The sequence below is a fragment of the Lichenicoccus roseus genome, from assembly GCF_005844085.1.
Classification (GTDB): domain Bacteria; phylum Pseudomonadota; class Alphaproteobacteria; order Acetobacterales; family Acetobacteraceae; genus Lichenicoccus; species Lichenicoccus roseus.
Genome location: NZ_VCDI01000003.1, coordinates 334,374 through 348,156, shown reverse-complemented (window position 1 = coordinate 348,156; position 13,783 = coordinate 334,374). Strand labels below are relative to the sequence as shown.

Here is a 13,783-nt window from a genome sequence, read left to right as displayed (position 1 = left end):
ATATCATGATATAAAGTCTGATGACCAGGGGCGAGGTCCACCAACTTCCGAAAACCCACACGCGCGAACGGATCCTGGACGCGGCCGAGCGCCTGCTCGCCCAGGGCGACGCCGCATTCTCGATGCGGGCGCTCGCGGACGAAGCCGGGCTCAGTTTCGCAACCCCTTTCAACCAATACGGTAGCAAGGGTGCGATCATGCTGGCGTTGTCGGCGCGTCGCATCGAGCTCATGCATGCGCGCCTCGGCGGGACTGCGCTGCCGGTGGATGCAGTCGACCGCATCCTGATGGCGGCCGATGTCGCGGCATCGGTCATGTGCGCGGACCCGACCGTGAACCGGGCCGTCATGGCAGCGATCGGCGCCCCGATCGACACTCCGGGCAATGTCTCGTCGCGCTCGAGCGCATTCTGGGCCGAGGCACTCGGCGCCGGGACCGGGCTTTCCGATACCGCGCTGGCGCTGGCGGTACTGCCCGATCAGCTCGCCGTCATGTTCCGCGGCGTGCTGTCGTTCTGGACCGCCGGAGAGATTGCCGACCGCATGCTGGTCCCGCGCGCCCGCGACGCGGCCGCGATCGCACTGCTGGGCTTCACCCGACACGCCGATCGGACGGCGCTCATGCAGATCCTGAGCACCGGCGGGCACCCTATGGGGTCTGACCTCGGACGGTAACGTAACAGGAGACAGGTTCGGAAACATCGACCCGGCTTCCGGGCATTAATCATCCTTTGACGGTCGATCTCTGCAAACCCTCGACCGGATGCATGCGCGCGAAGTTCGACGATGGCTCCGAGAGCTATACCGGCATTCGAGATCGATTCAGAACGTGACGATCGTCCGAGCTCCCACGACCAGCTCATTGCTGATCCGCCGTCCTGGTCGCAGCGGATCGGCGATGCCGCCGCCGGGTGTGAATACGTATTGCAGGTCAGGCTGCATGCTCCACCACGCAACGATCTGTGCCTGGTAGGTGAGCTCGATGAAGCTTTCGCTTGAGCGTATGGGAAGTGCCAGCCCGGAAGCGGCAATCCTGTCCTGGTCGAGAGCCGAGACGGCGTGGCTGATACGCACCAACCCATAGCCTAGTCCGACCGTGTCGTTGTCGCGGCCGTGCAGCGGGGACTTGAGCGTGATCCCGGTATTGAGGGTGAAGTCTGCGAGGTTGCGGTCGCCCGGGCCACCCATGAGCCGGGCAAAGATGCCCACCGCGCGTGCACCTTGCGGATCGGGCCGCCAGATCGTCTGGTCCATGACGCCGTATATGCCGAAGTTGCCGCTTCGGCGGTGCGGTCGCCCGACGCTGGCCGGATCGCCGAGCGACAGACCGTCTTCGTCGAAGCGCTGATCGAGGTAATCGCCGGTATCGACGTAGGCACCGAGCTTGTAGACGCCAGGCAGCCCGGGTGGCGGCAGTTGCGTGACCGGCTCGGCCGGTGGTGGCGCGCCGGTTTGCGGCACTCCCGCCGATGGCAGGTTGAAGGCGTACTGGACCTCGGCGATGAGCAGGGCACCGGTGCCGGTATTGAACCTGGTTCCGGACTGCGCTGCACCTCGCAGCTGGCTGTCGTCGTCTATCGGGCCGCCGGGAGCATTGTCGTCGAATACGCCCAGGAGCAGCGCAACGTTGTCGGCCGGCTGGGCGCGCAGCCGGATGCCGAGCGAGGAGAGTGGATAGGCCGGACCGCCCGCATAGAGGTCGAGGGAGGGAAGTGCCGGCCAGCCCATCACCGTGTTGGTGAAGAGGCTTGAGCCCTGGCTGGTGATGAATTCCAGGTCGACGCTCTGCTGGCCGAGCTTCAGGTCGAGTTTCCCGCCCATGAATGTCTGCTGGAACCAGGCTTCCCACAATCGTGTCGACCGGTAGGCCTCGATGCCGGTGGCGGACTGGAGCGTGTAGAGGTTGTCGCTGCTCAGGTTGCGGCCGTGGATCTGCAGCGCGCTGAGGTTGAAGCTGCCGCCAGCCCAGCCGAACGCACTCGATGTGTCGAGACCGACGCTCAAGACCGTCAGTCCGTCATAGTCGGTTCCGCGACGTGTGCCACCGGTGGCGTTGCCGAACACCTCGTCGGTCTCGTTCAGTCCGAGGGCGATCCCGTAGCGGCCAAGAACCGAACGCAGGCCACCCATGTTTCCCAGCAGGTTCGGCCGCTGCCAGATCCCGGTCGGTGCCTCGGCGGACGGGGCGGGTGGCGGGGTCGCGACACCTGTCTGGCCAGGGACGCGACTGCCTGTCACGGCGGGCGTGGTCGGGATCGGCTGCCCGTCTATCGGCGCCGGAGCCTGTGCCATGGCGCCCCGGGACAGCAGGTCGATCGAGCCGATGGCAAAGGCAATCGCCACGAGTGTCCATTGCCGGCGCGACGACCGGTGGCAATGATGCCGTGCTGGCTGGCGATGTCGCACATGCGGTCTCCTGGATGGGGGGCTCGCGGGACTTGCAAGCAGGCGGCGCTCAGGCAGCCCGGACCGAGGTCAGGAAGCTCTTCACCTCCGAAGACAGCGTCTCCGCCTGACGCGACAGTCCGCCGGCGGCGTCGAGCACCTGTCCGGCCGAGGTGCCGGTCTCGTTGGCTGCACGGCTGACCCCGGCAATGTTGTCGGTCACCGTGCGTGTGCTGACGGCAGTATCCTGCACGTTGCGTGCGATCTCACTCGTCGCAGCGCCCTGCTGCTCGACGGCGGCCGCGATCGAGGTGGTGATCGAGCCTACCTCCTCGATCAGGCTCGCCACCTCCTTGATCGCGACCACCGCGCTCTGCGTCGCGTGCTGGATCCCGGCAATCTGTCCACCGATGTCGCCGGTTGCCTTGCTGGTCTGTTGCGCCAGGCTCTTGACCTCGGATGCGACTACCGCAAAGCCCTTGCCGGCATCTCCTGCCCGGGCGGCTTCGATGGTGGCGTTCAGCGCCAGCAGATTGGTCTGGCTGGCGATGTTGTTGATCAGTTCCACGACCTGACCGATCTGGGTTGCAGATCGTGCGAGTGCTTGCACGGTGGCGTCGGTCTGCCGGATGCTGTGGACGACCTTCGCCGTCAGCGCGGCTGATGACGAAACTTGGCGGTTGATCTCGGTGATCGAGGAGGCGAGTTCTTCCGATGCTGCCGCCACGGTCTGCACTCCGGTGTTCGAGTGCTGCGCCGCCCGGGCTACCGCGGTCGCCTGCTGATCGGTCAGGTCGGCATTGCCGGTCATCGAGCGCGCAGTCGCCTCCATCTCTGTCGAAGCCGTTGCGAGGGATGCCACGGTGCTGCCGATCTGCCGCTCGAACACGCCGATCAGGCTCTCGATGCGCACAGTCCGCTGCGCCATGATCTGGCGCATGAGTTCCTGCTCCGATGCGGCAGCTTCAGCCTTGATGATGCCGTCCTTGAAGGACTGGACGGCTTCGGCCATCTGGCCGACTTCGTCGGTACGACCGCGTGCCGGGACGTCCACCGCCGTGTCGTGCAACGCCAGCTTGCGCATCGTGATTGTCATCGACCTGATGGGCGATGCGATGGAACGGATGAGGAAGATGCCGACCAAGACCGCGACCAGCACGCCAAGAGCGCAGAATGCGATTACGAATCTCTTGGCGGCTGCATCCGCAGTTGCTCCCTTGGCAGCGGCTGCGGATGCCTGGCCTATGTTGAGTTCGACGTCCTGCTTCATCAGGACATCGATCCTGCCTGCTATCGGATCCAGACTGTCAGTCAGGTAGGCCTTCGCATCGCTGCTTTTTCCAGACAGCAGGAACTTGTGCAGCTCACCGACGCCGGTCGTATATTCCTTGTATCTTGCAACGATCCCGTCATGGATTTCCATTTCCCTGCCGGGATCGATCGAGGCTCCGTATTGCGCATCATTGTCGGCGAAATCCTTGAATGCGCCGGCATAGGCTGCTTCGTTGGCTTGCAGAGCCGCCTGGTTGTCGATTGCCAGTATGATACGGCTCACGCTGCCCTGCTGGGCCGTAAAAGCCTGGCGCATGTTTCCCAGGTCGACGAGACTGGGCGTCAAGTTGGACGCGAAATAAACAACCGAGCTGTTGAGCGTGTTGAGTTGTTGCAGCGCAGTCGCACACAACAGAAACATCACACCAAGAATGATCATGAACGAAGCTATGATCTTGGTGCGGATGAGTAGGTTCGCAACACGCGCTCTGACAGACATGATGATCCTACGCGTGCGTATGGACGCCCTCGGCGACAGGAGTCCTTGTCACCTACACGTACGGCAGAACTCTTAAGGATCCTTTAAGGGGCTGACCCGCATCGACCTGGCAGGGACACCTGCCTGAGCGGGCATCCTGTCCTCGCCGGACGACGTGACAGCAGAGCCGGGCACACCATCACGATCCCTCACGTCCGCCGGACGCGCGATCATCGCGTTCGGCAAGTCGATCGTGTCCGTGAGATACGCCGCTGGCGGCCTCTGCGGGCGCCTGGTCCCAGTGCAGGTCAAGCCCTGCTTCCCGGTGTCCACGCAGGCACGGGAGGATCCCGGTTGCTGGATCACGTTACCACCTGCGAGTGGGCGCCTCGCCTTGCTCTGAGTCTGGGCGAAGGTTGCTGCGCCGGATCTCGGGTGCGCACCGCCCCGACAGGTAGGCTAGCCGATCGCGAAGAGGTTGTACCCCCAACCCGGCAGGTCCAGGTAGAGCCCCTCGCCGGCAAGCGCGCCGCCGTCGCGGGCATAATGTTCCGGGCCGAGCCGATCCGATAGCGACACCAGCTGCCCGGCCAGCCGCGGATGCGACAGCCGGACCCGGCACTGCCCGCGGCTGTCGCCATAGTTCACCACGCAAAGCAGACGCGGCCCGCTTTCGTCCGACCAGATCGCTGCGGTGAAGGCGCGGTGGCTCGGATTGCCGTCCCACGCAGGGTCTGCCGCGACCGGCTGGTAGCTGCCGTTCCGCAGCACCGGATCGCGCAGCACCGACAGCAGGTCGAGGTAGAACTCGTGCACGGCGATGTCGATGTCCTCGACCGGGCCGCGATTGAGATGGATCGGGATATGCACCCGCGCCCCTTCGAGCTGACCCTGGTGCAGCAGGCGCAGCCCCGGAGCGGCGAAGCTCAGCACCGCGGCGGCCTTGTGACGCGGCAGCGGCAGCGTGCTGGCCGCGCGCGGCTCGTCATGATTTTCGAGGAACCGGGCGAGGTGTCCCTGCCAGTCCGGATCGGCGGCGAGCAGGTCACGAACCAGCGGACCGTCGCCTGCCACCAGGGCGTCATACAGCGACTTGTCGTACGCGAAGTCGAAGCCCTGCTCGATCATTTCCCGATCGCGGCCCCAATAGACCTCAGCCATCAGGCAGAAGCCGGGATGCCGCGCCCGCAGGCGCGGGATGATGTCAGGCCAGAAGCCGGCGACCGGCCGGCCCCGCAGGCTGTCGCTCCAGGTCTGTCGGAACACCTCCGGCAGCAGCAGCATGGCCATGTCGCAGCGCAGTCCATCGCAGCGGCCGGCGAGATCGAGCAGCACCTCGCCCATCGCCGACCGGGTCTCCGGGTTGGCATAGTCGAGCTGGACGGTGTCGACCCAACCGGGGAAATACGGATCGCGGCCGTGGGCGAGCACGATCGATCCCGCATCACCCGCCTCGCCGATGCGCAGCCAGTCCTGCGGATGCGAGGCGAGATCCGCCTCGGTGCCATGCATGAACAGCGACGGCCGCGAGGCCACCCATTCATGGTCGGGCGCCAGGTGGTTTGGAACGAAGTCCAGCATCAGGCGCAGGCCGGCTGCGTTCACCCGCCGGCGCAGCCGCTCCAGCGCCTCGTTGCCGCCGAACGCCGCGTCGGCGCGGTAGTCGGAGATCGCGTAGGGGGAGCCGCTGATATCCTCGGGGCGGAGGTCGGCCAGCGCATGCCGGTAGCTGTCCTGCCAGGCCGGGTTGCTGCGCGAGATCGCCCGGCCGGCGGCGCCGGTCTGCCAGACGCCGAGGAACCACACCCAGTCGAAGCCGAGCTCGGCGACGCCGTGCAACGCGGCGTCGGGTATGTCGTCCAGGCTGGCCTGGCGGCCGAAGCGGGCGCTGATGCCGGCCAGCAGGACCCTGGTGTTGATCTGGTATAGCACGGGATGGCGCGGCGCCGCCGGCAGGGCAATGGGGTCTGGACCTGGCAAGACATGCTCCGTTCGCGATCGTGTCCCGACGCCGGTGCGGCCGCATCCACGCGGCCGGCCCCGCCGGCGTCAGGGGAACCCCGCCAGCGCACGCACGTGCGCCGCGGTCATGCCGTCCGCACGCATGGCCCGCAAGGTGGGGGCGCCATCGCGCTTGGCCAGCCGCCTTCCGTCCCGGTCCAGCAGCAGATGATGGTGCGACCAGGCCGGTGGCGTCCACCCCATCAGCGCCTGCAGCAGCCGATGCACGTCGGTGGCCGGCAGCAGGTCCTCGCCGCGCACCACCAGGGTCACCCCCTGCAGCCAGTCGTCGTGGGTGACGCAGAGATGGTAGCTGGCCGGCACGTCGCGCCGGGCCAGCACCACATCGCCGAAGCGCTCGGGATGGCACTGCCGGTCGCGCCCGGTATCGGCATCCCGGGCCAGCAGCGCCCGCTCCGTGCAGGCAAGGCCGGCGAGCGCCGACCGCATGTCCAGCCGCAGCACGAACGGCTCGCCCGCTGCGGAGCGTCGCCGGCGCAACTCCGGATCCAGCCGTCGGCAGGTGCCGGGATAGAGCGGCACATGGTCGGGGGAGACGTGCGGGGCAGCGACCGACAGGGCGGTCTCGCGCGCGATCGCCGCGCGGCTGCAGAAGCACTCGTAGAGCAGGCCGCGCCGATGCAGGTTGCCGAGCACGCAGCGGTAGTCGTCCAGATGCCCGGACTGCACCCGTACCTCACCATCCCAGTCGAGGCCGAGCCAGCCGAGGTCCTCCAGGATGGCCTGCGCATAGCCGGGCCGGCATCGCTGCGGGTCGATATCCTCGAGTCGCAGCAGGAACCGGCCACCGGCGGTGCGAGCCGCGTGCCAGCCGGCGAGCGCGGAGGCGGCATGGCCCAGATGCAGCAATCCGGTCGGACTGGGCGCAAAGCGGGTCACCAATCCGGGCCCGAGGCCGGGAATGTTGCTGTTCGGGGACAAGATGGTCACGGACTATGCAGCCTGCTTGCCTGCTCAATGAGCGTCTGCAATAGATTAGCCAGGTAATCGACGGCGCAGCGTGATCGCCCGTGCGACTGAACGCCATGCTGCCAGCCGCGATCCGGGAAAGGATTCGCTTTGCTTCATGGCGGCCAGCACTATCCGGCTCTGGTCCTGAATGCGGACTTCCGGCCGCTCTCGTATTTCCCGCTGTCGCTCTGGTCCTGGCAGGATGCGGTCAAGGCGGTCTTCCTAGATCGTGTCTCGGTGCTGAACGAATACGACACCGTGGTGCATTCGCCGAGCCAGGCAATCCGGTTGCCCAGCGTGATCGCCCTGAAGGACTACATCCCGACCGCCCGGCGACCGGCCTTCACCCGCTTCAACGTGTTCCTGCGCGACAACTTCTCGTGCCAGTACTGTCTCGACCGGCTGCCGACGCACGACCTCACCTTCGACCACGTGATCCCGCGCAGCCGGGGTGGCCGGACCACCTGGGAGAACGTCGTCACCGCCTGCGGCACCTGCAACCTGCTCAAGGGTTCGAGGCTGCCGCGCGAGTGCCGGATGTTTCCGCGCCGCACGCCGGCACAGCCGACAACCTGGGAACTGCAGGATAACGGCCGGGCCTTTCCACCGAACTACCTGCATGAGAGCTGGCGAGACTATCTCTACTGGGACAGCGTGCTGGAAAGCTGAGCCGGGCGACCCGGCACCGGACGCGATCCCGGCCGGGTCGGCCGGCGCCGGGACGGGATCGGATCGTGCAATGTTCGTCGTCTACGGTCTGCTGGGCTACTGCGCGCTCATGCTGCTCGTATGCTGCGTGATCCTGCGCCGGACGGCGTCACGGCGCCCCGCGGCGGCAGCCGGACCGTCGCACCAGGAAGCGCGGCGGCTGCTGCACGGCTGCTCGATCCGAGGCTGGCCGATCAGGTTCTACCGTTCTCCCCTGCCGCCGCCGGACTACCCTTGGGTCGTGCTGCGCGACCTGTTTGCACTGGCAACGGACGGCGCGGGCTACTCGGTCGCGTCGGAATGGATCTACGCGTCGCGGCCGGAGAGTGCGCAGGCCATCCGGACCGAACGCGGCGTCGAGATGCTGCTCTGCTTCGAAGCGGCCAGCGCGCTGCTCGCTACCCTGGGGGCGCAGGCGCATCTGCTCGCCTTCCAGGAGGCCATGGCGGAGGCCTACGTGCTGCAGTCCGACGGCTTGAGCCGCGAGCAGTTCCTCGCTCTCTGCAAGGCAGCGTCCGCGCGATGACAGCGATTCAGGCAAGGGTGCCGGTCGCCGGGCCTGGCTTCAGGCGCTCCGCGGCATCGGCCGCGCGAACAGCCGGCCGAACATGGTCAGCAACTGCATGTCGAGCTTGCCGGTCATGCCGCGCATGATCTGGAACGCCTCGGCATCGGTCATCGGCGACTTGTAGGCCCGGCGTTCGATCAAGGCCGCGAAGATGTCGCAGATCGTCGCGATCCGCACCGGATCCGAGATCCCCCTCCCCGACAGCCCGTCGGGATAGCCACTGCCATCGAGATGTTCGTGATGGTGGCGCACCACGTCCAGGGTCATCTCCCCATGACCGCCCTGGGCGCGCAGCAGGTCGTCCCCAAGACAGGCATGGCTGCGCATCAGCGCCGCCTGTGTCGCATCGAGCGGGCCAGGCTTGTTCAGGATGTCGAGCGGGATGAAGGCCTTGCCGATGTCATGCATCAGCGCGGCCCGGGTCAGGCGGTCGCAATCGCCATGGCTGAAGCCGAGCGACATCGCGAAGGCCGCGACGAAGCCGGCGACCATCATGCAGTGCCGGTAGGTCTGATCGTCGACTTCCGACACCAGGCGCATCCAGGCCGAGATGCCGACCGTGCCGATGCCCTGCAGCATGCTCCCGGACGCCTCAGCGATCGCCGGAGTGCTGATCCGGCCGCCCTGCTTGGCGCTCGACAGCATGTCGGCGACGGCGACCCCGACATCGGTCACGGCAACGGCAAGCTGACGTTCAAGCTCCGGTGGCTGCAGGCCGGGGTGGGTTTCGCCCGGCTGCAGCATGCCGCGCACCGCCGCCACTAGGGCACCCGAGGTACTGCCGGTCGCGAGCACCGCCGAGGCGCCGAGCGCCCAGGCCTGCACCTCGTCGCGCGGCGAGGTTCTGGTGACCAGGCAGAGGATCGGCGTCTTCAGCAGGCGGAACGGGTCCAGCAAGCCTCTCAGGCCGCGCACGATGTCGACGCCGCGCGGGACGACGTCGCTGACGATGACGGACACCCCGTCGCCATGCGCCAGCATGTGACGGATCGCATCGTCCCGGGGGTCGGTCAGGCAGAGCGTCTGCACCGGCTGCAGCAGGGCGAGGCTGCGGCGCACGGGCTGCACGGCCTCGGGATCGCTGGTGACAAGAAGGATGCTCTGCGCCTGCGCCACGTCCGATCGCCCTGATTTCCAGCCCAGGCGCAGTGTGCCGCACAAAACTTAACCAAGTGCTTCGCAGGCCGGCTCAGGTCCCCAGCAGATGCAGGAACCCACGCAGCTTGCCGAGAAACATGTCGGGATGCGCCAGTTGTGCATCGTCTGTGCTCGCGATATTGCGACGCAAGGCTGCCTGGCCGCGCCGCGCCACCGCGTCGAGTGCTGTGGAGAGCCCTGGCTCGGCGAGGATGGCGGCCGCGATCTCGCTCCGATCGAGCCGGTAGACCTTCATGGCGGTGAGCGCCGTCGCCGATGCCGAGAAGGGCGCCCCGGTGATCACGCCGATCGCCCCGAGACTTTCGCCCGGGCTCATCCGGTAGACCACGTGCGGTCCGTTCGGACCCTCGATGGTGATCTCGGCCACGCCGGACGCGATCATGAACATCGCTTCCGGCGGGTCGCCCTGGTGGATGAGACGGTTGCCTTCCGGCAGCCAGAGCGGGGTGAACCGCGCCGCCAGCAGGTCGCGCTGCTTGGGCGACAGGTCACCGAACATGTCGGAGCGCGCCAGCAGCTGATCCAGGGCCGGCACCGTCACCGGTGGCGGCGTGGCGGCGCCGACCAGGGCGAGGGCTATGCCGGCATGATGCAGATGGCGGTGGATCTGGGCGAGCAGCTCGGTGCGTGCGGCGGCCAGGCCCTCGCTGCTGTCGACCGAGAAGCTGATCTCGTAGATGGCGCCGTCCCCCTGGAGCCCCGTGCAGGACACCCCCGGCGGCGGGTTGGCGCGCAGCAGCCGGCAGGCGCGGATTGCCGAAAGCAGGGCGGTCTGGCATTGCTCCGGCACGGCATTGGCGTCCAGCCGGACCTCGACGCTGTCGCCGCGCATCGGGGTCGGCGCACTGCGGTTCACCAGCCGGGCCTTGGCGATGATGCTGTTCGGGATGACGGCGATGTTGCTCTGGCCGGTGGCGATCTGCGTCGAGCGCCAGTTGACCTGAACCACGTGGCCCTCGATCCCGCCCTCGACCCAGAGCAGGTCGCCGGCCTTGTACGGCCTCTCCAGCCCGACCGCGATGCCGGAGAACACGTCGGACAGGGTGCTCTGCAAGGCGAGGCCGAGCACGATGGCGATCACGCCGGAGGTTGCCAAGAGGCCGCGGATCGGCACCTCGAAGGCGAAGTTCACGATCGCCAGGATGATCGCGACGGTGATCGCGCCGGCCAGCAGGTCGGAGACGATGCGGGTCTCGCGCGGCCGGCCCTCGAGCACCACCAGCAGGCGGGCCAGGCCGACCGCGATGCGCGCCACGATCAGCCACCACCCGGCTTCGACGATCTGCTGCCAGAACCGCCCGGCCGAATGCGCCTCGCGGTAGTGCGGCTGCAGCGGCGAGCCGAGCACCCTCCCGATCAGCACGGTGAGCACGGTGAAGGCGGTGAGCTGCCAGCCGACACGCAGCCAAAGCGGCCAGCGCAGCCCGGCGAGGTGAGCGAGGCGCGGCACCAGCGCCGTCAGCAGCAGGACCACGGTCGAGAGCAGCAGGGGCAACAGGGCCTCAGTCACGTCGGTGTCGTCCCTACCCTCGCCGGCGACCGAGCATTCCATGAAGCCGGGACGGAGGCCAGACCGGCGACGGCGGTACCGCGGCATGGCGCAACGGGGTTTCCCGGCCGGCGTTGTGGCATGCCGGGGTTGTGGCATGATCGTCAGGAACAGGGAGGACAGTGTCATGCAGGCGGTCTGGAACGGGCAGGTCATCGCGGAGAGCGAGGACATCGTCAGTGTCGAGGGCAACGCGTATTTCCCGCGCAGCGCGGTCCGGGCGGACGTGCTGGCGCCGAGTTCGCATACCAGCGTATGCCCATGGAAGGGCACCGCGCGGTACTTCTCGCTCGAGGTGAATGGCAAGCGCAACGAGAACGCCGCCTGGTACTACGACGAGCCGAAGACGGCGGCGGCCGAGATCAAGGACAGGGTGGCGTTCTGGAAGGGCGTGCAGGTCAAGCCGTGAACGATGCTTGACCGCCTGCAGCCCGGCCCGCGCAGCCACGACGCCGTGGCGCGGGCGGCCGCCTTCACCGAAGTCCTCGATGCCGGACAGGATCGCTTCATGGCCGGCGAGCGCCGGCGCTCGAGGCGGATCGCGCTCTATGCGATGATCGGCGCCCTGGTGGTGGTAGGCATCGGGGTATGGGGCTTCGGCGTGGAGACCAACACCCGCCTGGCGCCGATCCACTGGCAGAAGCTGGCCCCCTCCATTCAGGTGACGATCAGTCGGCACTGAGCCTGGGCGCGAAGCCGGCTCAGTGCGCGACGAGGCTTTCCAGCACGTCGTGGGCGGCGGCCTTCACGCCGGCGAAGACCGCATCCTCGGATGGCAGGGCGAGGCCGAGCACGGTGGCGATCTGGTGGAAGGCCAGCACCGAACCCACGATCAGCGGGCTGCCGGTCTCGAGCGCGTCGGCGGTGGCCTGCAGGCGGGTAATGGCTGCGGCCACGTTGGCGTCGGCGGTGACCAGGCTCTTCTGGATGGTGAGCGACACCGGCGTCAGCTTGCCGGCGAAGGCAATGCCGATCAGGCCGGGCAACGAAGTAAGCACCCCGCTCTCGATGATCGAGATGTTGGTCGCCGTTGATGCGGACATGGAAGTCTCCGGGTGCTGTTGACCGGTCCATCGTGCGCTGTCCCAGCGGCCACCCCGTAACAATTCTATAACCGTGCCTTGGATCGACGCCCGAAGCATGGCATTCCAGGATGCGATGCGGAGCGGAGAAACCTACGAGATGACAAGGCAGACGACGGCAACTGCCGTGTCCGTCGTCATCATCAACCACAATTACGGGGCTTTCCTCCGCGCCTCTATCGAGAGCGTTCTCGAGCAGTCGCACGTGGCCTCGGAACTTATCGTCGTCGACGACGGCTCCAGTGACAGCTCGGAAGATGTCCTCGCCTCCTACGGTGACCGCATAACGACGGTTCGCCAGGAGAATCTCGGCCATGTCAAAGCCTTCAACGCAGGCTTCGCGGCCAGCCGGGGCGATGTCGTGCTGTTCGTCGATGCCGACGACATGCTGTATCCCGACTGTCTTGCATCGGTACTGTCGGCCTGGCGCGACGGCCTGTCGAAGCTGCAATTCCGGCTCGATACCATCGATGCGGACGGCCGCGACCTGAACATGCCTTTCCCCGCCTACTCCTCGCTGCTGACCGCGAAGGAGATCCGTCGCCGTTCGGTCGCCAACGGCTATTATCCCTGGCCGGTGTCGACGGGGAATGCCTATGCGCGCGCCTACCTGCTTGCCGTCATGCCGGTGCCGCATCCGCGCATCTGGAAGGCGCCGGACGGCTACGTGAACAAGCTGGCACCGTTGTTCGGCGACGTGGCAACGTTGCCTAGGCAGCTCGGCGCCTACCGCGTGCATGGCGGCAATCTCTGGGCGTCATCGGCGAACAAGGTCAACCTTGCGGGATATACGCGCAACGTCCGCTATGACCGCGATCTGCACGAGGAGTTCGCCGCCGTCGCGGCACGCCAGGGGCTGCGGGTCGGCGCCTATGCGGACCGGCTGGTGCCGCAATGGATCAACGGCGGCCGAGTGCAGCAAGGCCGACAAGATGGTGACCGGGCTGTCGGTCGACATCGTGGCCCTCGGCGCCACCGGCACCACGCGGCGGCTGCTCTCGCAGGGCGGTAGCTGCGGGAGCCGCTGGGTGCCGCTCGCAGGCTCGGCACTGCCAAGGTTCAACCGGCTGCCGCTAGAAGGTCCGCTATTCGTTCAGCCGCCGCTGACCTAGCTGGGGCTCGCCGGGTACGTCGCTTTAGGCTCTTTCCTGGAGCGCAACGCGACAAGCCTGACGCCGTGGGCGGTGGGCGACAACTCGGCGGCTGCGTAGGCCGCCGGTGCGGATGCGCGAGCGCGCGCTGATAAGGCAGCCAACGCTCACAGCTTGATCCCGAAGTGTTATTAGGAACTTAAGGCTGCTACATTTCTGGCCGGTTTTGCGACTGTTTCGAACGTGAACGGCCGCTCTTGAACCGAGCTTGAACATCATCGCAGCTGAACGACGTCAGAGGCAGTTCCTACGCTATGCTGAATTTCCTCCAACCTGCTGAACTATACTTTTGCGGATCTACAAGTCACTGATACAGCAAGCACGTCTAGACCGTGATCGTCGTCTGGTGGATCAAAGCCTGGGAACCAGCAGCGGCAAAAAAACTCATCGTTTGCGTTCCGGCGCTATCCAGGGTCAAGGACCCACCTGTTATCGCCGCGCCGTTGTAACTGCTCGAGGT

13 protein-coding genes are annotated in these 13,783 nt (G+C 66.8%); 6 read left to right on the top strand and 7 right to left on the bottom strand.

Features of this window, described 5'->3' with window-relative positions; genetic code table 11:
- The first annotated feature begins 20 nt into the window (after positions 1-20).
- A complete protein-coding gene (locus tag FE263_RS10895; RefSeq protein WP_138326014.1) occupies positions 21-674 on the top strand; it encodes a TetR/AcrR family transcriptional regulator in 654 nt (217 codons plus the stop codon).
- 147 nt (positions 675-821) lie between these two features.
- Here the strand turns inward: FE263_RS10895 and FE263_RS10890 are convergent, their stop codons facing one another.
- From FE263_RS10890 to gluQRS, 4 genes are all read right to left on the bottom strand, one after another.
- The gene (locus FE263_RS10890) at positions 822-2,342 is read right to left on the bottom strand and encodes a carbohydrate porin (RefSeq protein ID WP_205880337.1); all 1,521 of its coding nucleotides are present in this window, start codon (positions 2,340-2,342) and stop codon (positions 822-824) included.
- A gap of 112 nt (positions 2,343-2,454) precedes the next feature.
- A complete protein-coding gene (locus FE263_RS10885) occupies positions 2,455-4,155 on the bottom strand; it encodes a methyl-accepting chemotaxis protein (RefSeq protein WP_138326013.1) in 1,701 nt (566 codons plus the stop codon).
- Between the two features lie 438 nt (positions 4,156-4,593).
- A complete protein-coding gene (locus tag FE263_RS10880; RefSeq protein WP_205880336.1) occupies positions 4,594-6,114 on the bottom strand; it encodes an alpha-amylase family glycosyl hydrolase in 1,521 nt (506 codons plus the stop codon).
- A 69-nt stretch (positions 6,115-6,183) separates the two neighbouring features.
- Entirely contained in the window at positions 6,184-7,086 is a 903-nt protein-coding gene (gluQRS, locus tag FE263_RS10875) for a tRNA glutamyl-Q(34) synthetase GluQRS (protein WP_240759374.1), read from the bottom strand.
- Positions 7,087-7,215: 129 nt separating this feature from the next.
- On the opposite strand from gluQRS, the gene FE263_RS10870 reads away from it, so the two are divergent.
- Complete coding sequence (locus tag FE263_RS10870) at positions 7,216-7,776, top strand: HNH endonuclease (protein ID WP_138326012.1); 561 nt, start codon at positions 7,216-7,218, stop codon at positions 7,774-7,776.
- A 70-nt stretch (positions 7,777-7,846) separates the two neighbouring features.
- Entirely contained in the window at positions 7,847-8,341 is a 495-nt protein-coding gene (locus tag FE263_RS10865) for a hypothetical protein (protein ID WP_138326011.1), read from the top strand.
- A 39-nt stretch (positions 8,342-8,380) separates the two neighbouring features.
- Here FE263_RS10865 and FE263_RS10860 read toward each other — a convergent pair whose 3' ends face one another.
- Both FE263_RS10860 and FE263_RS10855 read right to left on the bottom strand, forming a co-directional pair.
- A complete protein-coding gene (locus FE263_RS10860; RefSeq protein ID WP_138326010.1) occupies positions 8,381-9,499 on the bottom strand; it encodes an HD domain-containing phosphohydrolase in 1,119 nt (372 codons plus the stop codon).
- A 73-nt stretch (positions 9,500-9,572) separates the two neighbouring features.
- Positions 9,573-11,051 (bottom strand): mechanosensitive ion channel family protein, encoded by a 1,479-nt coding sequence (locus tag FE263_RS10855; protein WP_171034045.1) that lies wholly within the window; start codon positions 11,049-11,051, stop codon positions 9,573-9,575.
- A gap of 166 nt (positions 11,052-11,217) precedes the next feature.
- Here FE263_RS10855 and FE263_RS10850 point away from each other — a divergent pair, with 166 nt between their 5' ends.
- Both FE263_RS10850 and FE263_RS10845 read left to right on the top strand, forming a co-directional pair.
- Entirely contained in the window at positions 11,218-11,499 is a 282-nt protein-coding gene (locus tag FE263_RS10850; protein ID WP_138326008.1) for a DUF427 domain-containing protein, read from the top strand.
- A gap of 3 nt (positions 11,500-11,502) precedes the next feature.
- Positions 11,503-11,772 carry a hypothetical protein gene (locus FE263_RS10845; RefSeq protein ID WP_138326007.1) on the top strand — a complete coding sequence of 90 codons (270 nt, stop codon included), beginning with the start codon at positions 11,503-11,505 and terminating at the stop codon, positions 11,770-11,772.
- A gap of 19 nt (positions 11,773-11,791) precedes the next feature.
- On the opposite strand, the gene FE263_RS10840 is transcribed toward FE263_RS10845, so the two are convergent.
- Positions 11,792-12,133: a hypothetical protein gene (locus tag FE263_RS10840; RefSeq protein WP_138326006.1), complete on the bottom strand. Its 342-nt coding sequence runs from the start codon at positions 12,131-12,133 to the stop codon at positions 11,792-11,794.
- Between the two features lie 166 nt (positions 12,134-12,299).
- On the opposite strand from FE263_RS10840, the gene FE263_RS10835 reads away from it, so the two are divergent.
- Positions 12,300-13,184 (top strand): glycosyltransferase family 2 protein, encoded by an 885-nt coding sequence (locus FE263_RS10835; RefSeq protein ID WP_171034044.1) that lies wholly within the window; start codon positions 12,300-12,302, stop codon positions 13,182-13,184.
- The last annotated feature ends 599 nt before the right edge of the window (positions 13,185-13,783 follow it).

Excerpts from the sequence above, each read along its gene's own strand:
- FE263_RS10840 (WP_138326006.1), bottom strand. The coding sequence starts at position 12,133 with ATGTCCGCATCAACGGCGACCAACATCTCGATCATCGAGAGCGGGGTG.
- FE263_RS10845 (WP_138326007.1), top strand. The coding sequence starts at position 11,503 with ATGCTTGACCGCCTGCAGCCCGGCCCGCGCAGCCACGACGCCGTGGCG.
- FE263_RS10865 (WP_138326011.1), top strand. The coding sequence starts at position 7,847 with ATGTTCGTCGTCTACGGTCTGCTGGGCTACTGCGCGCTCATGCTGCTC.
- FE263_RS10895 (WP_138326014.1), top strand. The coding sequence starts at position 21 with ATGACCAGGGGCGAGGTCCACCAACTTCCGAAAACCCACACGCGCGAA.
- FE263_RS10850 (WP_138326008.1), top strand. The coding sequence starts at position 11,218 with ATGCAGGCGGTCTGGAACGGGCAGGTCATCGCGGAGAGCGAGGACATC.
- FE263_RS10885 (WP_138326013.1), bottom strand. The coding sequence starts at position 4,155 with ATGTCTGTCAGAGCGCGTGTTGCGAACCTACTCATCCGCACCAAGATC.